Source organism: Microbacterium sp. PAMC22086, from assembly GCF_019443525.1.
GTDB classification, from domain to species: Bacteria; Actinomycetota; Actinomycetes; order Actinomycetales; family Microbacteriaceae; genus Microbacterium; species Microbacterium maritypicum.
Map to the genome: position 1 here is coordinate 1,388,084 of NZ_CP080380.1, position 20,644 is coordinate 1,408,727.

21 protein-coding genes and 1 tRNA gene are annotated in these 20,644 nt (G+C 68.7%); 19 read left to right on the forward strand and 3 right to left on the reverse strand.

Going from position 1 to position 20,644, the window contains the following annotated elements; genetic code table 11:
* Positions 1-19: 19 nt before the first annotated feature.
* From KY497_RS07005 to poxB, 4 genes are all read left to right on the forward strand, one after another.
* Positions 20-1,486 (forward strand): NAD-dependent succinate-semialdehyde dehydrogenase, encoded by a 1,467-nt coding sequence (locus tag KY497_RS07005; RefSeq protein ID WP_219870156.1) that lies wholly within the window; start codon positions 20-22, stop codon positions 1,484-1,486.
* A gap of 56 nt (positions 1,487-1,542) precedes the next feature.
* Positions 1,543-2,907, forward strand: coding sequence for an NAD-dependent succinate-semialdehyde dehydrogenase (locus KY497_RS07010; protein WP_141385792.1), 1,365 nt, complete (start codon positions 1,543-1,545; stop codon positions 2,905-2,907).
* Between the two features lie 111 nt (positions 2,908-3,018).
* Positions 3,019-3,456, forward strand: a complete 438-nt coding sequence (locus KY497_RS07015; protein WP_055866816.1) for a pyridoxamine 5'-phosphate oxidase family protein — start codon at positions 3,019-3,021, stop codon at positions 3,454-3,456.
* Positions 3,457-3,517: 61 nt separating this feature from the next.
* Positions 3,518-5,242 (forward strand): ubiquinone-dependent pyruvate dehydrogenase, encoded by a 1,725-nt coding sequence (poxB, locus tag KY497_RS07020; RefSeq protein ID WP_017829150.1) that lies wholly within the window; start codon positions 3,518-3,520, stop codon positions 5,240-5,242.
* Positions 5,243-5,248: 6 nt separating this feature from the next.
* Here the strand turns inward: poxB and KY497_RS07025 are convergent, their stop codons facing one another.
* The gene (locus KY497_RS07025; RefSeq protein ID WP_219870157.1) at positions 5,249-8,047 is read right to left on the reverse strand and encodes a hypothetical protein; all 2,799 of its coding nucleotides are present in this window, start codon (positions 8,045-8,047) and stop codon (positions 5,249-5,251) included.
* 23 nt (positions 8,048-8,070) lie between these two features.
* Complete coding sequence (locus tag KY497_RS07030) at positions 8,071-9,894, reverse strand: HSP90 family protein (protein WP_167497371.1); 1,824 nt, start codon at positions 9,892-9,894, stop codon at positions 8,071-8,073.
* A 195-nt stretch (positions 9,895-10,089) separates the two neighbouring features.
* Between KY497_RS07030 and KY497_RS07035 the strand changes: the two genes are divergently transcribed.
* From KY497_RS07035 to KY497_RS07075, 9 genes are all read left to right on the forward strand, one after another.
* Positions 10,090-10,162, forward strand: a tRNA-Trp gene (locus KY497_RS07035).
* Positions 10,163-10,202: 40 nt separating this feature from the next.
* The gene (gene secE / locus KY497_RS07040; protein ID WP_017829147.1) at positions 10,203-10,475 is read left to right on the forward strand and encodes a preprotein translocase subunit SecE; all 273 of its coding nucleotides are present in this window, start codon (positions 10,203-10,205) and stop codon (positions 10,473-10,475) included.
* A gap of 42 nt (positions 10,476-10,517) precedes the next feature.
* Positions 10,518-11,561, forward strand: a complete 1,044-nt coding sequence (gene nusG / locus KY497_RS07045) for a transcription termination/antitermination protein NusG (RefSeq protein ID WP_055865485.1) — start codon at positions 10,518-10,520, stop codon at positions 11,559-11,561.
* A gap of 228 nt (positions 11,562-11,789) precedes the next feature.
* Positions 11,790-12,221, forward strand: a complete 432-nt coding sequence (gene rplK / locus KY497_RS07050; protein WP_017829145.1) for a 50S ribosomal protein L11 — start codon at positions 11,790-11,792, stop codon at positions 12,219-12,221.
* Positions 12,222-12,232: 11 nt separating this feature from the next.
* On the forward strand, positions 12,233-12,922 hold the full coding sequence (gene rplA / locus KY497_RS07055; RefSeq protein ID WP_017829144.1) for a 50S ribosomal protein L1: 690 nt from the start codon (positions 12,233-12,235) through the stop codon (positions 12,920-12,922).
* Positions 12,923-13,095: 173 nt separating this feature from the next.
* Positions 13,096-13,917 carry an amino acid ABC transporter substrate-binding protein gene (locus tag KY497_RS07060; RefSeq protein WP_218682329.1) on the forward strand — a complete coding sequence of 274 codons (822 nt, stop codon included), beginning with the start codon at positions 13,096-13,098 and terminating at the stop codon, positions 13,915-13,917.
* A 3-nt stretch (positions 13,918-13,920) separates the two neighbouring features.
* On the forward strand, positions 13,921-14,586 hold the full coding sequence (locus KY497_RS07065) for an amino acid ABC transporter permease (RefSeq protein ID WP_219870158.1): 666 nt from the start codon (positions 13,921-13,923) through the stop codon (positions 14,584-14,586).
* Complete coding sequence (locus tag KY497_RS07070) at positions 14,573-15,376, forward strand: amino acid ABC transporter ATP-binding protein (protein ID WP_141385796.1); 804 nt, start codon at positions 14,573-14,575, stop codon at positions 15,374-15,376. The genes KY497_RS07065 and KY497_RS07070 overlap by 14 nt, the downstream gene beginning before the upstream one ends.
* Positions 15,377-15,424: 48 nt before the next feature.
* The gene (locus tag KY497_RS07075) at positions 15,425-15,781 is read left to right on the forward strand and encodes an iron chaperone (protein ID WP_055874074.1); all 357 of its coding nucleotides are present in this window, start codon (positions 15,425-15,427) and stop codon (positions 15,779-15,781) included.
* Between the two features lie 6 nt (positions 15,782-15,787).
* On the opposite strand, the gene lysE is transcribed toward KY497_RS07075, so the two are convergent.
* A complete protein-coding gene (lysE, locus tag KY497_RS07080; protein ID WP_055865469.1) occupies positions 15,788-16,450 on the reverse strand; it encodes an L-lysine exporter in 663 nt (220 codons plus the stop codon).
* 70 nt (positions 16,451-16,520) lie between these two features.
* Here lysE and KY497_RS07085 point away from each other — a divergent pair, with 70 nt between their 5' ends.
* The 6 genes from KY497_RS07085 (at position 16,521) to KY497_RS07110 (ending at position 20,635) form a co-directional block, all read left to right on the forward strand.
* Positions 16,521-17,420 (forward strand): LysR family transcriptional regulator ArgP, encoded by a 900-nt coding sequence (locus tag KY497_RS07085; RefSeq protein WP_055865468.1) that lies wholly within the window; start codon positions 16,521-16,523, stop codon positions 17,418-17,420.
* A 177-nt stretch (positions 17,421-17,597) separates the two neighbouring features.
* Positions 17,598-18,218, forward strand: coding sequence for a SipW-dependent-type signal peptide-containing protein (locus tag KY497_RS07090; protein ID WP_055865465.1), 621 nt, complete (start codon positions 17,598-17,600; stop codon positions 18,216-18,218).
* Between the two features lie 7 nt (positions 18,219-18,225).
* Entirely contained in the window at positions 18,226-18,843 is a 618-nt protein-coding gene (locus KY497_RS07095) for a SipW-dependent-type signal peptide-containing protein (protein ID WP_219870159.1), read from the forward strand.
* A gap of 42 nt (positions 18,844-18,885) precedes the next feature.
* The gene (locus KY497_RS07100; protein ID WP_219870160.1) at positions 18,886-19,503 is read left to right on the forward strand and encodes a signal peptidase I; all 618 of its coding nucleotides are present in this window, start codon (positions 18,886-18,888) and stop codon (positions 19,501-19,503) included.
* Positions 19,500-20,138 (forward strand): hypothetical protein, encoded by a 639-nt coding sequence (locus tag KY497_RS07105; RefSeq protein ID WP_219870161.1) that lies wholly within the window; start codon positions 19,500-19,502, stop codon positions 20,136-20,138. The genes KY497_RS07100 and KY497_RS07105 overlap by 4 nt, the downstream gene beginning before the upstream one ends.
* Positions 20,135-20,635, forward strand: a complete 501-nt coding sequence (locus tag KY497_RS07110; protein ID WP_055865452.1) for a hypothetical protein — start codon at positions 20,135-20,137, stop codon at positions 20,633-20,635. Before KY497_RS07105 ends, KY497_RS07110 begins: the two co-directional genes overlap by 4 nt.
* The last annotated feature ends 9 nt before the right edge of the window (positions 20,636-20,644 follow it).

A 20,644-nucleotide genomic window follows, 5' to 3' on the forward strand; every position in this document is an offset into this window, starting at 1 on the left:
TCCCCACAGAAAGAGAATCATGAGCACTCAGACCGAACAGGCGCTCCTGGACAGCATCCCCACCGGCCTCTTCATCGGCGGTCAGTGGATCGACGGCGAGACCGGCGGCACCTTCGACATCCAGGATCCCGCGACCGGTGCCGTCATCCGCACCATCGCCGATGCGACGCCCGCCGACGGCATCCGTGCCCTCGACGCCGCGGTCGCCGCTCAGGACGGCTGGGCGGCCACGGCTCCGCGCGTGCGCAGCGAGATCCTCCGTCGTGCGTTCGACCTCGTGCAGGAGCACAAGGAAGACCTGGCACTGCTCATGACGCTCGAGATGGGCAAGCCGCTCGCCGAGGCGCGTGGCGAGGTCGGCTACGGCGGCGAGTTCCTGCGCTGGTTCAGCGAGGAGGCCGTGCGCATCAGCGGTCGCTACGGGATCAACCCGGAAGGCACCGGCCACATGGTCGTCTCGCAGCGCCCGGTGGGACCGTCGTTCTTCGTGACGCCGTGGAACTTCCCGTTCGCGATGGCGACGCGCAAGATCGCCCCCGCCCTCGCGGCCGGGTGCACCGTCGTGATCAAGCCCCCGGCACTCACGCCGTTGACCACGATGTACTTCACGAAGCTGCTCGAAGAGGCCGGCCTCCCCGCCGGCGTCGTCAACGTCGTGCAGACCTCGAAGTCGAGCGCGCTGTCGGCGCCGATCATCGCCGACCCGCGTCTGCGCAAGCTCTCCTTCACGGGCTCGACCGAGGTCGGCCGCAAGCTCATCGCCCAGGCGGCGCAGGGTGTGCTGCGCGTGTCGATGGAGCTCGGCGGCAACGCCCCGTTCGTGGTGTTCGACGACGCCGACCTCGACAAGGCCGTGGAGGGCGCGCTCGCCGCGAAGTTCCGCAACATCGGCCAGGCCTGCACGGCGGCCAACCGCTTCATCGTGCACAAGGACGTCGCGGGTGAGTTCGCCAAGCGCGTGACCGAGCGCGTCAACGGCATGAAGATCGGCCGTGGCACCGAGGACGGCGTGGCGATCGGACCGCTCATCGATGCGGACGCCGTCGCCAAGGCCGGCGAGCTGGTCGACGATGCGGTCGGTCGCGGTGCGACGCTGCTCGCCGGTGGCAAGGCCCTCGAGGGCACGGGCACGTTCTACGAGCCCACCGTGCTCACCGACGTCGTCGCCGGAAGCGCGATCCTCCGCGAGGAGATCTTCGGACCGGTGCTCGCGATCGCGACCTTCGAGACCGAGGAAGAGGCCGTGCGTCTCGCGAACGACACCGAGTACGGACTGGTGTCCTACGTCTTCACCGAGAACCTGCAGCGCGGTCAGCGGATGATCGACGGGCTCGAGACGGGCATGATGGGTCTGAACGTGGGCGTGGTCTCCAATGCGGCCGCACCCTTCGGTGGCGTCAAGCAGTCCGGCGTCGGACGCGAGGGCGGCTTCGAGGGCATCCACGAGTACCTGTCCACCAAGTACACGCTGATCCCGGTCTCCTGAATTCCGATGCGGGGCCCGCGTCGTCGGGCCCCGCACCACCAAAGAGAGGACAAGTCATGACCGACTACGCCGTCATCAACCCCGCCACCGGAGAGACGCTGGCGTCCTTCGACACCTTCACGGACGCCCAGATCGACGAGGCGCTCGCCGCGGCCGACGAGGCCCACCGCGAGTGGTCGCGCTCGTCGACGGTCGCCGAACGCGCGGCTCTCGTCCGTCGTGCCGCAGAGCTGCACCGCGAGCGCCGTGAAGAGCTCGCCGACATCTTCGTGCGCGAGATGGGCAAGCCCCGCGAGGCCGCCCTCGGCGAGGTCGACTTCGCGGCCGATATCGCCGAGTACTACGCCGACCAGGCGGAGTCGATCATGGCCGACCAGCCGATCGCGATCCTGGGGGAGGGGTCGGCCATCATCCGCCGTTCCTCGCTCGGCCCGCTCGTGGGCATCATGCCCTGGAACTTCCCCGCGTATCAGATCGTGCGCTTCGCGGCTCCCAACCTGATCGTGGGCAACACGATCCTGCTCAAGCCCGCACCGCAGTGCCCGGAGTCGTCGAGCGCGATCGAGAAGATCTATCAGGACGCCGGCTTCCCGAAGGGCGCGTATCAGAACGTGCTCGCCACGAACGAGCAGATCGCGACGATGATCGCCGACCCGCGCGTGCAGGGCGTCTCGCTGACCGGTTCGGAGCGCGCCGGCGCGGCGGTCGCCGAGATCGCCGGCCGCAACCTCAAGAAGGTCGCGCTGGAGCTGGGCGGCTCCGACCCGTTCATCGTGCTCTCCACCGACGACCTCGACGCGACCGTGCAGGCCGGCGTCGACGCCCGTCTCGACAACAACGGGCAGGCGTGCAACGGGGCCAAGCGCTTCATCATCGTCGACGAGCTCTACGACGCCTTCGTCGAGAAGTTCACGGCCGCGATGGCGGCGGTCACGGCGACCGACCCCATGCTCGATGACACGGTCCTCGGGCCGGTCGCGTCCGAGACGGCCGCGGTCAACCTGCAGAAGCAGATCGATCAGGCTGTCGAGCAGGGCGCCACGCTGCTCACCGGTGGCACCCGCGACGGCGCGTTCTTCGCTCCGACCGTGCTGGCCGATGTGACGCCCGAGATGAACGTGTACAGCGAGGAGCTCTTCGGTCCCGCGGCTGTCGTCTACCGCGTGGCGGATGAGGATGCGGCGGTCGAACTCGCGAACGACACCACCTTCGGTCTCGGCTCCTACGTCTTCACCACGGATGCCGAGCAGGCCGCGCGCGTCGCCGACAAGATCGAGGCGGGCATGGTCTACGTCAACCTCGTGCTGGCCGACAGCCCGGAGCTGCCGTTCGGTGGTGTGAAGCGCAGTGGAACCGCCCGTGAGCTGGGTCACCTGGCCGCCGACGAGTTCGTGAACAAGAAGCTCATCCGCATCGGCTGAGCGTACGACGAAAGGCCCCTCGCACAGCGCGAGGGGCCTTTCGCGTGCCCGCCTCGTATCGCGTGACGGATGCCCTGTCGGTGAGGACACCGAGTGGGAGACAATGGCGACATGAGCGCGCACACCGACCCCATCGAGATGCTGACCTCCGACCGGAGCTGGGAGCTGCTCGGCACGCAGGAACTGGGAAGACTCGTCACCCATGTGGGCGAGACGATCGACATCTTCCCCGTGAACTACGTGGTCGACGGCGAAGGCATCCTGTTCCGCACAGCGCCCGGCAGCAAACTGTTCGAGCTGACGGTGAACACCGATGTGCTGTTCGAGGTCGACGACCACACCGACACCGATGCCTGGAGCGTGATCATCCGCGGGTACGCCACAGCTCTGGAGTCGGATGCCGACGTGCAGCGGGCGGAGACCGCGGGGCTTCGTCCGTGGATCCCCACCGTCAAGCGGGTGTACGTGCGCATCGCCCCCACGTCGGTCTCGGGACGGGCGTTCCGTCGCAGTGCCGAGCCGGAGCTCGACGGTCCCCAGGAGTACTGACCGACCCTGCGCGGCGGGTCCGGACTAGCCTCGCCCCCGGACCCGGGCGTAGGGTCGAAGCATGGCAAACGTCGCTGAGAACATCGTCAAGACTCTGCACGCCAACGGGATCGACCGGGTCTACGGCATCCCGGGCGACTCGCTGAACGGCTTCACGGACGCGCTGCGCAAGGACGGCACGATCCGATGGGTGCATGTGCGGCATGAGGAGTCCGCGGCCTTCGCCGCCGCAGCCGATGCCGCCACGACCGGGGAGCTCGCCGTCGTCGCCGGATCCTGCGGGCCCGGCAACCTGCACCTGATCAACGGCCTGTACGACGCCAACCGCTCGCGCGTTCCCGTGCTCGCGATCGCCGCGCACATCCCCACCACCGAGATCGGCACCGGGTACTTCCAGGAGACGCATCCGCAGGAGCTCTTCCGCGAGTGCAGCGTCTACGTCGAGTACGTCGCCGACCCGAAGCAGATGCCGCGACTGATGGAGATCGCGATGCGCGCCGCGATCGAGGAGCGCGGCGTCGCCGTGCTGGTGATCCCCGGTGATGTCGCCCTCGCCGACATCGCCGACGACCGGGCCGTCGTGATCGAGCGCGCTCGCCCGGTGGTCGTGCCGAGCGCGCCCGAGCTGGAGAAGGCGGCGACGCTGCTGAACGCGGCGAAGAACGTCACGATCCTCGCCGGAGCGGGCGTCGAAGGCGCGCATGACGAGGTGATCGCGCTCGCCGACAAGCTGGGCGCGCCGATCGTGCACGCGCTGCGCGGCAAGGAGTTCATCGAGTACGACAACCCCTTCGACGTCGGGATGACGGGGCTCCTCGGTTTCGCCTCGGGCTTCCGAGCGATGGAAGCGGCCGATGCGCTCCTGGTGCTGGGCAGCGACTTCCCGTACGAGCAGTTCTACCCGGACAACGCCACGACCATCCAGGTCGACATCCGAGGCGCTCAGCTCGGCAAGCGGCATCCGCTCGATCTGGGGCTGGTCGGTGACGTGCGCGCCACGTCCGAGGCGCTGCTGCCGCGGGTGGCGCGGAAGGAAGACCGCACGCACCTCGACGACGCCACGGCGCACTACCGCAAGACCCGCAAGAAGCTCGACGAGCTGGCGGTGCCGACCAAGGGCGATCGCCCCATCCACCCGCAGTACCTCGCGCGTCTGCTGGACGAGCACGCGGCCGATGACGCGATCTTCACCGCCGACGTGGGCTCGCCCACCGTGTGGGCCGCCCGCTACCTGTCGATGACCGAGAACCGTCGCCTGATCGGCTCCTTCACCCACGGCTCCATGGCCAACGCGCTCATGCACGGCATCGGGGCGCAGGCCGCGCATCCCGACCGTCAGGTGGTCGCTCTGGCCGGAGACGGAGGTCTCTCGATGATGCTCGGTGAACTGCTCACCCTGACGCAGAACCGGCTGCCCGTGAAGACGATCGTGGTCAACAACTCGTCGCTGAACTTCGTCGAACTCGAGATGAAGGCGGCCGGATTCGTCACCTACGGGACGGGGCTGGAGAACCCCAGCTTCGCCGCGATCGCCGAGGCGATGGGGATCTTCGCGCGCCGCGTCGAGCGCAGCGAGGACCTCCCCGACGCCGTGCGCGAGGTGCTCGCCCACGACGGCCCCGCGCTGCTGGATGTGGTGACCGAGCGCCAGGAGCTCTCCATGCCGCCCGCGATCGAGGCCGCCCAGGTCAAGGGCTTCGCGCTCTACGCGATCCGCACCGTCATGTCCGGGCGCGGCGACGAGCTCCTCGACCTCGCGAAGGCGAACTGGCGTCAGCTGTTCTGAGTCGGCTCAACTCTCCAGCTGCGCGCGGATCTCGGCGGCCTCGCCGTGCCGACCGAGCGCCTCGAAAACGTTGCCGAGCTCGAGGGCGGCCACCTGCATCACCGGCGGGTGGCCGGCCGCGTGCTCGATGGCGCTGCGGTAGACCGGCACGGCGTCGGCTGCGCGGTCGTTGCCGGCGAGCACACGAGCCGCGAACAGCTCTGACCCTCCGGCGGATCCGACGTCGCCGAGTGCCGCGAAGCCGTCGGCCGCGGTGAGGGCGGCCGAGACCGCCTCGTCGACACGGCCGAGCTCGGCCAGGGCACGCGCCCGCGAGTCGGTCACATCGGCGAGCAGCCACCCGGCCTCGTGCTGCTGTGCGAGAGCGGCGACCTCGTCGAAGAGGCCGAACGCCCGCTCGTCGCCGCGCCCGCCGTAGGCCTGACCGAGGCTGTGCAGGACCTCGGTGAGGGCACCGACGGCATCGGGCGCGCGCCGCACGATCTCGGTCGCGGACTCGAGCAGGGCGATCGCGTCGTCGTGCTCGTCGAAGCGCGCGAGGATCTTGGCCTGCTCCGTCATCGACATCGCCTGATCCGCGTGCTCCTCGGCCTGTCCGAACAGCTCGGAGGCGTAGCCGTGCGCGCCGACGGACTGGCCGAATTCACCGGCCGCGCTCAGAGCCCGTGCGAGCATCGATGCGGTCATGGCGCGGGAGCCGGCGGGCACCTCTGCCTCTTCCTCGCGCTGCAGCACGTCGCCGAAGAGCTCAGCGGCCTCGTCGGCATCGCCGACACGCAGCATGGCGCGCGCCAGACGGAAGTCGAGGCCGGTCGTGTCGCCTCCCGATTCGCCTCCGAGGCGGGCGGCGAGGCGGTAGCGCGAGACGGCCTTCTCCGGCTCGTCCGCGTCCTCCCAGAGGGCGCCGGCGAGCAGGTGCGCGTCGCCGAGAGCGCGGGTCGCCCCCAGCTCGGCGAGCAGCCGACAGGCCTCATCGGCGTCGACCGCGCCCTCGACGTAGGCGCTGCCGCCGCCGCGCACACGTGCGCGGGTCTGCAGCGCCTGCGCCCGGTGGCCGGTGCTGAGGTCGTCCTGCGCGAGGAGACGGTCGAGCAGTGCGCTTCCCGCTTCGAGGTCGCCCTTGCTCAGCATGGCGGAGATCGCCAGCAGCGTCGTGGTGTTCGTCAGCCGGGTGTCTTCGGCCTCGGCGAAGGACCGTGCGGCCACCTCGGCGTGATCCAGCGCGGCGTCGGGTTCGCCGGACTGCAGGTGCAGGGCGGCACGGCTGATGGCGAGGTCGCCGCGTGTCCAGGCGGGGAGGTCGTCCGATGCGCCGATCTCCTCCTCCAGCGCGGCGGTCGTCTCCGGGGTGTTCAGGCCGAAGGTGGCAAGGCCGATGCGCTCCTCCAGATCGGCCTGCGCGTCACGGCCGGCCGCCCGCAGCGCGGCGACACGCTCCGGCAGCAGCTGCAGGGCCTCTTCTGCGCGATCGAGTGCGATCAGGATCCCCAGGCGCATCGAGAGCAGCTGCGCGCGCTTGGCGGGGTCTTCGACCGCGAGGGCGTGGGGCAGCGCCTCGAGGGTCTCGTGCTCCGCACCGAACTGCGCGAGCTGCATCGCCCGCTCGAACCAGCCATCCGCGTCCACAGGAGTGGTGGTGGGGGCGGGGGCCACGAAGGCATCCGAACGGATCGGCACGTCGTACTGCTCGTCCGCGAGCGCGCGCATCCGCTCGAGGCTGCGCGCGTGGCCGTCCGTCCCGTCCCGTCCGTCGAAGCCCGCTCCGATCCGCTCGGCGGCGGCCCACGCTGCGGCCGCGAGGTCGGCAGCGCTCCAGGCGCCATCGTGTTCGCCGAAGAAGGGGACGAGGGCTGCCGACTCCGCACCGCGCACCGGGGTGTCGCCGTGCCCGACGGCGGTGACCCGGTCGAGCGCCACGGCGAGGGCGGCGAGGGCCGCGAAGTGCGCGTCGACGTTCAGCCCGTCGTGCGCGAGCCACGCGATGTGCTTCTCGACCAGCGCCAGAGCGCGGGCCTCGTTGCCGGTGACGGCCGCGAACACGATGTTGTTGGCGACGATGCGCAGGTTGTCGGGGTTGTCCTTGGCCAGCCGGTAGCTGCGCAGGTGCGCGGTCTTCGCCTCATCCAGGCGTCCGGCGCGCAGGTAGGGCAGCAGCACGCGCGAGAGCGCGTGCTCCGGCTCCTCGCCGCAGGAGAAGCCGCCCTCGATCATCTCCTCGACGAGGACGATCGCCTCCGCGTCGCGATCGGTGTCGGCGAAGAAACCGGCGATCTGGCTGCGCCCGCACGCGTCGCAGTGGCTGTGGTCGTCGCGCGGCGTGGCCTCCAGCTGCACCCGCAGTGCCTCGGCCTCATCCATGCGGCCCGCATCCCAGGCGTCTTCGAAGCGGGCGGTGAGCACGCCGCTGACGCCGAGGCCCGCCGCACGGTAGTGGGATTCCATGTCGTCGAGCACGGCGGCGATCTGCTCCTGCGAGAACGCGGGGGAGGACCGCAGCGACGACGCCATCCACTTGAACTGCCACATCAGGTCGGCGCCGCCGTTGTCGAGGTCGGCGGGGAAGCGCTGCGGGTCGGCGTCGTGGTGGGCGAGGCACCATGCGAACGAATTGAGCATGACGTCGGTCGCGCCGTTCATGTTCGCCGACGCCGTCTGACGCATCCGTGCCTCGTATTCGAGACGCTCGTCGCCGATCTCCACGGCGAGGGCGACGGCCTCGGCGACCAGGGCCTGCTCAGCGGGCCCCCAGGGGGTGCGATCGATCTCCTCGATCAGCTGCTGGAAGCGCTTCTTCGGACGTGCCATGGACGGAACCTTTCGGGGAGGATTCAGCGAGCGTCGCCGAAGGGGATGGTGTCCCCCTCCAGACCGGCCGAGAGTGAGACGAGGTCGGCGAGGGCGCTGGTCATCAGAGCCCTGTCGGCATCGGCGAGCGGGTGGTGTCCGGCGAGCAGCGCCTGGATGTAGAGCAGCTGCACCGTGCGGGCGAACACCGCGTCGTCCTGCACGCGCACCAGGGCGCGCACGACGCGGTTCGACCAGTTCAGGCACAGCCGAGCCCGCAGATCGTCCTCGCGCGCGGAGGACAGGGTCTGGTCGATGCGATCCAGCACGCCGCCCCACAGGGCGCCGGTGATGCCCTTGGTGCGCCCGCGATCGATCGCCCGCAGCACCTCGGGGTCGGCCACGTAGAGCCCGGCCAGGTCGGGGCGGTCGATGGAGCGCACGACGACGGAGCAGTCGGATGCGGCGAGCACGGCACCGGCGCGCGCCTCGAGGGCGACGGCGGCGTCGCGGTCATCGAGGGGAGGCGGGTCGAGCCGGTCGAGTTCTCCCGTGACGTCGACCTGCTCGACCGTGACCTGCGGGTAGAGGTCGGGCAGCATCCGGATCAGGTCGGCGTCGTAGAGGTAGCCGCCGTTGACGAGCACCTCGTCGGAGGGGGAGATGCCGGCCACCTGGCGGAACTCGTCCACCGTCTGCGCGTACCGGATGTGCGGGTACCGCTCGACGAGGTCGCCGATGCGCAGGGTGCCGTGTGTGGTCTCGACGGTCAGCCAGCGGGAGATGAAGCGGGCGAGCTCCTCGTCGTGGCGCACCAACGACTTGAGCCCCACCTCGTGCACGGCGACGAACTGCGCGAGGCGGTGCGGTTCGCGCAGCCCCAGCTCGAGCACCCAGCGGCGGATGCCGGCACCCAGCTGCTCCCGCACGCGTTCGAGCGCGGCGTCCTCGACGAGCGATTCCCGGCTCGCGGTCGGGGCGAGGCCGGTGGAGTCGATCACGGCGCGCACGAAGAACGCCCAGTCGGGGAGCACATCGTCCACGCGCTCGGAGAGCAGCATCCGCCCCAGGTACATGCGCGTGGCCTGGCGTGCGCCGGGAGGCGGAGCGAAGGGCAGTACGTACGCCAGGCCGCGGGTGCCCGTGGCGGGCTCGTTCAGCTCGATCACGTCGAGCGGACTCGCACCGAGGAGGTCCCGCCCGTAGCCCACGGCCGCCTCGGGATCCTCTGCCGCGTCGAGGAACGGCGCATCCCTGGTGATGTCGATGTCTCCGGCTGCGGTGTCGATCGTCACGCGCACCGGGAGGAACTCACCGAACGTCGTCGCCAGCTCGTGCACCGCCGCGGGGCGCAGCAGCTCGTCGGCGTCGAAGCGCGGGACGAGGTGCACGCTGGTGCCGATCGGCAGCTCCTCGTCGATCTCGGCCACCTGGAACGTGCCGTCCGCGCTGCCCGTCCACTCCACCGAGGCGCCGCCGCGGGCGCTGCGGGAGCGGATGACGATCGTGTCGGCGACCATGAAGCAGCTCAGCAGGCCGATGCCGAACTGGCCGAGGTAGTCGCTGCGCGGGAGATCGAAGATATCGCGCTTGGAGCTGCGGCCGACGGTCGCCAGCAGATCGGCGACCTCCGTGAGGGTCAAGCCCACGCCGTCGTCGCGCAGCACGAACTCGCCGCTCTCCGCGGTCAATGGGGTGATGCGGATGCGTCCCCCGCCCCCGTCGACCTCGCGGCGGGCGGTGATCGCATCGCGGGCGTTCTGCAGCAGCTCCCGCAGGTACACCCGAGGGCTGGAGTAGATGTGCCGGCTGAGCAGATCGACGACTCCGCGCAGATCCACCTGGAACTGCTGCACTTCAGCGCTCACCGGCGCTCCCTCCTCCTGCATACGCTCGCTGAGCCTAACAAGAACACGCCAACGCGATCCCGGTTCGGCACCACCGGATCGATGCCGTATGCTTGAGGGGCAGTTGTTGTCTGCATTCTTTCGCCATGCCTGGGGTCTTCCGATCACGGTCACGGTGGCAGAGTGGAGAGAACACCCCGAGACCTCCCGGTCTCTAGGGCGGTAGCTCAATTGGCAGAGCAGCGGTCTCCAAAACCGCAGGTTGCAGGTTCGATTCCTGTCCGCCCTGCGCGTCAGCGCAACGCTGACACACGAAAGGTACATTCAGGATGGATCAGGACGAACCGCGCGGCGAGGTCGTCGCGGCCGGCGCCACCCGCGAGAAGACGGGCAACCCCTTCTCCCGGTTCTTCGGGAGCATCGCCCTGTTCATCCGCCAGGTCATCGCCGAGCTCCGCAAGGTCGTCACCCCGACTCGCAAGGAGCTGTTCAAGTTCACCGGGGTGGTGCTCGTCTTCGTTCTGATCGTCATGGGCATCGTCTACGGCTTGGACACGCTGTTCGCGTTCGTGACGCACTGGGTGTTCGGAATCCCTGGCTGATGACCCCCGCGGCTCACCCCGCAGCTATGGAGAAGAAACAACGTGTCTGAACGATATTCCGACGACGCCGACTGGGCGACCGCCGCAGAGCAGTCCAGCGAGGAAGACGAAGCCCAGGAGGGCAACGTGCTCGCTGAGGAAGAGCTCTCGGTCACCCCGGCTGAGCACGTCGCGGTCCACGTCGAAGACGAGGACGGCGAAGAGGATGACACGGTTGACACCGACATCGACATCGACGACCCGGAGGCGGACGCGATCGTGAACGACGCTCTCAACCTGGACGAAGCGGCTGAGTCTGAGGCTGCCGCTGAGGTCCTCAACGAATCTGTGGCCGAAGAAGTCGCCGAGCTGGATGCTGCGGCGGCCGAAGAGGTCACCCCGTACGACGGCCCCGAGCTCGGTGCCGATGACGTGCAGGGCGACGAGGACTCCTCGACGGACGAAGACGACGAGGATGCCGAGGAAGACCCCTACGAGGCCTTCCGCATGGACCTCCGCATGCTCCCGGGCAAGTGGTACGTCATCCACTCCTACGCCGGTTTCGAGCGCAAGGTGAAGGCCAACATCGAGCAGCGCAAGTCGACGCTCGAGGTCGAGGACGAGATCTACCAGATCGAGGTCCCGATGGAAGACGTGGTCGAGATCAAGAACGGCCAGCGCAAGATGGTCACCCGCGTGCGCATCCCCGGCTACGTGCTGGTGCGCATGGAGCTCACGGAAGACACCTGGTCGGTCGTCCGCCACACTCCGGGCGTCACCGGCTTCGTGGGCAACGCCCACAACCCGACGCCGCTGCGCTTCGAAGAGGCCTTCAACATGCTGAAGTCGCTCGTCGAGGTCAAGGACGTCCCCACCGCCAAGAACATCGCGTCGAAGGGCGGCCTCGCCGTCGCTCGTCCGCTCCCGGCCGAGGTCGACTTCGAGGTTGGCGAGACCATCACGATCAAGGAGGGCTCGTTCGCGGGTCTTCCCGGTTCGATCAGCGAGATCAAGCCCGAGAGCGGCAAGCTCACGGTGCTCGTCTCCCTCTTCGAGCGCGAGACCCCGGTCGAGCTGTCGTTCGACCAGGTCACCAAGATGATCTGACACCCCTCCTCACGAGAACGGCCGTCCCTTTCGGGGCGGCCGTTCTCGCGTCACCGCCGGCATCGCCCGCACGCTCGGTGGCCTTCGGCGGCGAACGGTCTCCCGATCGGGTAGACTTGTGTGGTTTGTGCGGCGCTTCGGCGTGCGCGCAGACGACCACGGTCCGGAAACGCCGGATCTGTGGGAGAAGCGGGTGCTCCGGCATCCGATTCGATGAAAGGAAAGAGAATGGCACCGAAGAAGAAGGTGACCGGCCTGATCAAGCTTCAGATCAACGCCGGTGCAGCCAACCCGGCGCCGCCGATCGGCCCCGCGCTCGGTCAGCATGGCGTCAACATCATGGAGTTCTGCAAGGCGTACAACGCCGCGACCGAGTCGCAGCGCGGCAACGTCATCCCCGTGGAGATCACCGTCTACGAGGACCGCAGCTTCACGTTCGTCCTGAAGACCCCGCCTGCCGCGGAGCTCATCAAGAAGGCCGCTGGCGTCCCCAAGGGCTCCGCGACCCCGCACACCGTCAAGGTCGCGAAGATCACCAAGGACCAGGTCCGCCAGATCGCCGAGACCAAGCAGGCTGACCTGAACGCCAACGACATCGAGGCCGCGATCTCGATCATCGCCGGCACCGCCCGTTCCATGGGCATCACGGTCGAGGGCTGAGGAGAATAATCATGGCTACCAAGTCCAAGGCTTACAAGGCTGCCGCCGAGAAGATCGAGGCAGACCGTTTCTACACTCCGACCGAGGCCGTCGCGCTCGCGAAGGAGACCGGATCGTCGAAGTTCGACTCGACCGTCGAGGTCGCGCTGAAGCTCGCCGTCGACCCCCGCAAGGCAGACCAGATGGTGCGCGGCACCGTCATCCTGCCCCACGGCACCGGTAAGACCGCCCGCGTCATCGTCTTCGCCACCGGCCCCGCGGCCGAGGCAGCGATCGCCGCAGGTGCAGATGAGGTCGGCGGCGCCGAGCTCATCCAGAAGGTCGCCGATGGCTGGACCAACTTCGACGCCGCCGTCTCCACCCCGGAGCTCATGGGCCAGGTCGGTCGTCTCGGAAAGGTGCTCGGACCGCGTGGTCTGATGCCGAACCCGAAGACCGGCACCGTGACCCCGAACCCGGCCAAGGCCGTCGAGGAGATCAAGGGCGGAAAGATCGAGTTCCGCGTCGACAAGCACGCCAACGTGCACTTCGTCGTCGGCAAGGCCTCCTTCACCGCTGAGCAGCTGAACGAGAACATCGGCGCAGCGCTCGAGGAGATCGTCCGCCTCAAGCCGTCGAGCTCGAAGGGCCGTTACATCCAGAAGGGTGCGGTGTCGACCACGTTCGGCCCCGGCATCCCGCTGGACGTCAACTCCATCTGAGTCTGACTCGCACAAACGCCCCCGGGTTCTCCCGGGGGCGTTTTTGCGTCTTCCGAGCTCCTGCGAAACGAAACGTCATCGGATGCGGCGAAACGCCCCGTGCCACGTACTGTGGGGGAGTTCCCGCGACGGTCGCGTAAACTCGCACCGCGCTTCACACCCCAGGAGGGTTCATGTCCCGTCGTCTCATCGCCGTCACCGCACTCGTCGTCGCCGCCGCGGCTCTGACCGCCTGCAGCGGGTCGAGCACATCTGAGAGCACTGCGGGCAGCGGCGAGAGCTCCGCGAGCTCGGAGTTCGGGCTCGCGAAGGACGGCACGCTCACGGTCGGGACCGAGGGTACCTACCGTCCCTTCAGCTTCCACGGCGACAACGGCGCCGGCGAGCTGACCGGATACGACGTGGAGATCATCGAAGCCGTCGCCGACAAGCTCGGCCTCGAGGTGAAGTTCGAAGAGACCCAGTGGGACGCGATCTTCGCGGGTCTCGACGCCGGTCGGTTCGACGTGATCGCCAACCAGGTCACGATCAACGACGAGCGTGAGGCGAAGTACCTCTTCAGCACGCCGTACACCGTCTCTCCCGGCGTGATCGTCGTGGCCGACGACGACGACACGATCTCGTCGTTCGCCGACCTCGACGGCAAGACCACCGCGCAGTCGCTCACGAGCAACTGGAACGACCTCGCCGCCGAGTCGGGCGCCACGGTCGAGGGTGTCGAGGGCTGGGCACAGGCCGTCGAGCTCCTGCGCCAGGGACGGGTCGATGCGACCATCAACGACAAGCTCACGTTCCTCGACTACGAGACGACCAACAGCCCGACCGGTCTGAAGATCGCGGCGGAGACCGATGAGGCGGGCGAGCAGGCGTTCGCCTTCGCCAAGGACAAGGAAGCCCTCGTCACGGCGGTCGACGCTGCTCTCGACGAGTTGCGTGCGGATGGCACGCTGGCCGAGATCAGCAAGAAGTACTTCGGCGAAGACGTCTCCCAGTAGCCGATGGAGAGTCCCTGGCAGCTGTTCCTGGACGCGCTCGGGCCGATCGCCTGGGCGGGTCTGACGGCGACGGTGCCGCTCGCGCTGGCGTCGTTCGCCCTGGGGCTGCTCATCGCCGTCGGCATCGCCCTGATGCGGATCTCGGTGAACCCGATCCTCTCGGGCGTCGCTCGGTTCTACATCTCCGTGATCCGCGGGACGCCGCTGCTGGTGCAGCTGTTCGTGATCTTCTACGGTATGCCGTCGATCGGGATCACGATCGCCCCGTGGCCGAGTGCCATCATCGCGCTGTCGCTCAACGTCGGCGGTTACGGCGCCGAGGTCGTCCGCGCCGCCATCCTCTCGGTCCCGCAGGGGCAGTGGGAGGCCGCGTACACGGTGGGCATGAACCGCACCCGCACGCTCACCCGCATCATCCTGCCGCAGGCGGCGCGCGTGTCGGTTCCCCCGCTGTCGAACACGTTCATCTCGCTGGTGAAGGACACCTCTCTCACGTCGCTGATCCTCGTGACCGAACTGTTCAAGGTGGCGCAGCAGATCGCCTCGACCACCTACGAGTTCATGGTGCTCTACCTCGCCGCCGCGCTGGTCTACTGGGTGTTCTGCCTGGTGCTGTCGTTCGGCCAGAGCGCTCTCGAGAGGAGGCTCGACAGCCGTGTCGCGCACTGACAACACTTCAGAGGCTCTGCTCACCGCCCGTGGCCTGCGCAAGAGCTTCGGCGACAACGAGGTGCTCCGCGGCATCGACCTGACGCTGCACCGCGGCGAGGTCGTCGTGCTCATCGGGCCCAGCGGTTCGGGAAAGACCACAGTGCTGCGTGCTCTCAACGGCCTCGAGACACCGGATGCCGGCACCATCGTCGTCGACGGCGGCCCCGAGATCGACTTCGCCCCGGAGGCGAAGCCCTCGGCCCGCGTGCAGAAGCAGAAGCGGCTCGCACTGCGCGACCGCTCGGCGATGGTGTTCCAGCACCACAACCTCTTCCCGCACCTCACCGTCCTCGAGAACGTCATCGAAGGGCCGTGGCGGGTTCAGGGTCGACCGAAGGCCGAGGTCGTGGCCGAGGCACTCGCGCTGCTCGATCGCGTAGGTCTGGCCGACAAGGCCGATGCCCGTCCGCATCAGCTCTCGGGCGGGCAGCAGCAGCGTGTCGGCATCGTGCGCGCGCTCGCCCTCAAGCCTGATCTGCTGCTGTTCGACGAGCCGACCAGTGCGCTCGATCCCGAGCTAGTGGGGGAGGTGCTGCTCGTCATCAAAGAACTCGCCGACGAGAACTGGACCATGGCGGTCGTCACCCACGAGCTGAGCTTCGCCCGAGAGGCCGCCGATCATGTGCTGTTCATGGACGGCGGCGTGGTGGTCGAGCAGGGGCCGCCGGCCGCGCTCTTCAGCGCCCCGCAGCATGAGCGCACGCAGCGGTTCCTCACCCGCATCATGCGTCCGCTCGACGGCGCCTGAATCCCGCTGACCCTCGCCCCGTGCGCGGATCGGTGACAGGATGCCCTCGTGGGAACCATCGACGACTACCTCGCAGACCTCGCTGCCGCTGATCGTGACGCGATCGATCGTGTCTATGCCGTTGCGCGCCGAGAGGCGCCGGATGCGGAGCAGGGCAAGGGGTATGGCATGCCCGCGCTCGTGCACGGCGGCAAGCCGTTGCTCTCGGTGATGCGCGCCAAGAAGCACATCGGGATCTACCCGTTCAGCCCGGATGCCGTCGCCGCTGTCGCAGACGTTCTCGACGGGTATCCCGGGGTCAGCGTGGATAAGGGGACCATCCGGTTCCAGCCCGAGCACCCGATTCCGAGCGAGGTCCTCGAACGCCTCGTCCGTGCTCGGCTCGCCCAGATCGACGGCGCATGAAGCCGATCAGCCCCCCAGGACGGGCAGCACGAGGCTGATCGCGATCGTGACCATGACCACCGCGATCACGGCGTCGAGGATGCGCCACGACCGCGGCGTGCGCAGCCAGCGTCCGAGGTAGCGCGCCCCGAACCCCAGCGCGGTGAACCACAGGAGGCTGGCGGCCATCGCTCCGGCCGCGAACAGCCAGCGCTCGTCGCCGTGCGTGGCCGCGATGGACCCGAGCATCAGCACGGTGTCGAGGTACACGTGCGGGTTGAGCCAGGTGAGGGCGAGGGTGGTCAGGATCACGGGGGCCAGCCGGCTGCGGGTGAGAGTCGCGCTCGCGCCACCGGTCGCGCGGGAATCGGGGGACGCGGCATCCGTCGCGTCGACCTCGAGCTCCTCGCCCCCTCGCCAGGCGCGACGGGCGGCCAGCGCTGCGTAGGTCAGCAGGAACAGGGCCCCCGCCCAACGCGCGACCACGACCAGCCAGGGCGCGGCGGAGAGGACGAAGCCGAGTCCGGCGACGCCCGCGGCGATGAGCGCCGCATCGGAGAGGGCGCAGATGATCACCACGGCGAGGACATGCTCGCGCCGGATCCCCTGACGAAGCACGAAGACGTTCTGCGCGCCGATCGCGACGATGAGGGAGAGGCCGAGTCCGAGGCCGGCGAGAGCGGTGAGCATGGGTTCAGCCTAGGAATCGAGATACATGAAGTGAAGCGAAGATTCCTATCGCACCATTAGCATCACTAATGTGCGCATCGATCCGGAGCTCGCGACCACCCTCGCCGCGATCGTCGACGAGGGGACACTGGATGCCGCGTCGAAGCGGCTGCAGATCACCCCTTCGGCAGTGAGTCAGCGGTTGAAGACTCTCGAGCAGCAGCTCGGTCGCATCCTCGTGGTGCGCACCAAGCCCGCACGGCTCACCGAGGCGGGGGAGGCCATCGTGCGTCTCGCCCGACAGGTCGCGCTCCTGGAGCACGACGCGCTCGTCGGTGTCGGCATCGATGAAGCAGAGGGCAATCGGCGGATCACGATACCCCTCGCGGTGAACGCCGACTCGATGGCCACGTGGTTTCTCGCTCCGCTGGCACGACTCTCCGCCCGACACGACATCGACTTCGACCTGCATCGCGACGATCAGAACTTCACCGCCCGCCTGCTGGAATCGGGCACCGTGATGGCGGCTGTCACGAGTGAGGAGAGCGCCGTCTCCGGGTGCTCGGTGTCGCCTCTCGGCGTGCTCGAATACCGGGCTATGGCCGAGCCGGCATTCGCCGCGCGCTGGTTCCCGGAGGGAGCGACCGAGAGCGCCCTGTCTGCGGCGCCGTTCGTCGACTTCGATCGCAGGGACACCCTGCAACACGAATGGCTCAGGGAGATGTCGGTGGCGCAGGAGGGAGTGCCCCGGCACTACGTCCCCGCATCCCACGACTACGCCCTCGCCGTCACGCTCGGGCTCGGCTGGGGCATGGTCCCGGTGCTCCAGGAATCGAGCGGGCTCGTTCCTCTGGGCGGACCGACCCTTCGCGTGCAGCTGTTCTGGCAGCAGTGGAACCTGCGCTCGGACCTGCTCGACACCATCGCCGCGGAGATCGCCGCCGAGGCGCGACGGGTTCTCGGCGGCGCCCCGGCCCGTCGATCGCGATAGGGCACGGCGGGCGAGGAGGCGATTCTGCGCGGGATGATCGAATCTCGTGCGCGAAATCGCCTTGTTCTGCGGATGGGGCAACGAGAGGATGGCGCAAACGCGCAGATGCGGGGTCGTTGAGGGGCGACCGGAACACAGGCATTCGCGTGACTCACGAATTCCTGAGGGGGAAGCGACATGGCAACCAAGGCAACCCAGCGCAAGGTGCTGGCGGTACTGGCGGGCGGGCTCGTTCTCGGCGTCGGCACCGCCGTGACGCTCGCGGCCTGGAACGACTCCGAGTTCGCGAACGGCACGTTCACCGCCGGCGCGTTCAATCTGCAGGGCTCTACCGACGGCACCGCGTATGCCGATCACGACTCCGCCGGCAGCGCGGCTACTCTCGCGTTCACCCTGCCGGCCGGACTCGTGGGCAACATGTCGCCGACCAGCTCGGTCTATGCCGGGTTCTGGGTGCGTCTCGCAGCCGGCACCACCAGCGGCGCCGATCTCGTCGCCGATGGCACCACGGCCGATGCCGCGGCCACGTCGAACTCCGACCACCTGTCGTACTCGATCTATCAGTTGGCGCCGGGAGCGACCTGTGATGCGGCATCCGCGACAGGAACACCGGTGGCGACCGGGACGACACTCGACCTCCAGACCGGCGTCACCACCGTGCCGCTCACCGCGGGGGCGACCTCCACGGATCCGGGGACGGCCGTGCAGCTGTGCTTCAAAGTGACGGCGGACGCCGCGCTCGAACCGAGCCTGGTGACCAACGCCACCTGGAAGTTCACGGCCACGTCGACGAACTGAGCATGTGATGATCACCCGCAGAGAAGTGCGGGAGAGGCGGCGGCTGCGCTCTCGTCGACTGCGAGCGGTCCTCGCGGGAGGGGTCGTGCACGGCATCGGCGTCGCCGCCACGCTTGCCGCCTGGAACGACTCCGAATACGGATCCGCCAGCTTCACGGCCGGGAAGTTCGACATCGTGGGTGCGGTCGACGGAGCCACGTTCTCGAACCACGCGACCGCGGGCACAGCCGCGACGCTGAACTTCCAGCTCGTTCCGACCGCGATGGCACCGGGCAACTCCACCTATGCGCTGTTCAGTGTGAAGACCGCGAATCCGTCGGTGGCGGGAACCGTGCAACTGATCGCGGGAACACCGACAGGCACCGGGCTCGCGGCGCATCTCACGTACGGCGTGCGCACGATCGCCGGAACCACCTGCAACTCGACCACGTATGCGGCAGGGACCGCGGTCGTGGCGGACGGTTCGGCCCTCACCGCGGGCGGCGCGACGACCCAGGCCGTGACGGCGAACGGGGCCACCCAGGTCAACTACTGCTTCGCGGTGACGCTTCCGCTCGCCGCTCCGAACGCGGCACAGGGACTGACGATGACGCAGACCTGGCAGTTCCTCGGGACGTCGTCGTAGTCGCAGCAGTAGCGAGAGAAGGCGCACGGAGAGGAGGACGAGATGACGACCCCGACGACACGGCGGAGCCTGCGGGAGGCGGCCCCGTTCCCCGCCCCGGCGGATCCGCACCCGACCGCCGAACACGTGCGCACCCGGCTCCGCCCCGGGCGGCTGATCGGCGACGTGCTGCTCTGGATCGGCGCGGTGGCCGGTACGGTGTGCATCCTGCTCGTCGTGCTCGCATTCACCGCACAGATCACGCTCATCATGTTCCGCACCGGTTCGATGTCGCCGACCATCCCGGCAGGATCCGTGGCCGTGGTGCAGCGCATCCCCGCGGCCGAGATCGGGGTCGGGGACGTGGTGACGGTCGATCGTCCTGGCGAGCTGCCGGTGACGCATCGCATCACCACGATCACGCCGGGACCGAGCGCTCAGGAGCGGGTGATCACGATGCGCGGCGACGCGAATGCCGCAGATGATGCGTTCCCCTACACGGTGTCGTCGGTGCGGAAGGTGCTGTTCTCCGTTCCCGGGATCGCGCTGATCGTCGCCGGGATGGGCGACCCGATCGTGTTGGGAGCGCTGACGGTCGCCGCGACCTCCCTGGTGGTGTGGGCGTTCTGGCCGCGTGGGCAGCGTCGGTCCGCTCACGATCCTGACGGGAGCGGACCATGAGGCGCGCGGTCGCCGTCGTGCTGCTCGCGGTCCTCGCGCTCGCGATGCCGACCGCCGCATGGGCGGCGCCGACGACGCAGGTCATCCAGGGCTCGATCCTCCGTCTCGTCTCGGTCGCCGACTGGGCGGCGGCCGGCAGGCTGCTGCCAGGGCAGCCGGTGGAATGGGACATCGCGGTGAGCGCCGATGCCCCGGATCCGGGAGTCGTGCGGATCGCCGTCAGCGCGACGGGTGAGGCGCAGCTGCTCCTCGACGTCTCGACGTGCCCCGAGGCCTGGACCGAGACAGGATGCCCTGGTGGTGCGACCGCGCTGCGCGTGGGCTGGAGCATCCCGCGCGACGGGGTCGAGGTTCCGCTCACGCAGATGGCGGACACCGAGACGGCCCACCTCCGTCTCTCGATCCTCCTCGATCCCTCCGGGGGCTCGGGTGCCGGCAGCACCGATGTCCGCGTGCACGCGCAGGGGGCAGGCGAGACCGTGATCGCGGGGTCCGGTGGCGGGCTCGCGACGACGGGAGTGCCACCGGGAGCCGCGAGTGCCGTCGTGGTCGGAGCGGCGCTCGCGGTGTCGGGTGCGGTGCTCGCGGTCCGCCGTCGCAGAGGCGCGGTGCCCGAGGAGGGGAGGAGGACATGAGGCGCAACGCGCGTGCGCGCATCCTCGCCGGCGTCGTCGGGCTCGCCGTGCTGGTCGGGGTCGGGTCATCGCCCGCCGTGCAGATGACCGACGCCGCCTTCACGGACAGCGAGTACGCCGCCGGGTCGTTCACGGCCGCGACGCTGGCGAAGCCCGTGGTGACCTCGTGCACGGTGACGAGCTTCTTGGGCACCTTCACGGGCTTCACGATCACGTGGACGTCGCCCTATCCGAAGGTGCAGCAGCGCTTCTCCATCAACAACGTCGTCGTGGATAACAACGCCAACGTCACTCAAACCGGATCAGGGCCCTACACGTTCTCGTCCACGATCAGCTCGGGCGTGCTGAACACGTTGCTGGGGAGTCTTCTCGGATCGACCAATGCGGTCAAGGTCGAGGCGACCTACAGCGGAACGTCGTGGACCTCGACTCCGGCGACGCGTTCGCTCTCGGTCGGCGGTCTCCTGGGGCTCGGCGGCAACAACACCTGCACCTGAGCGGTGCGT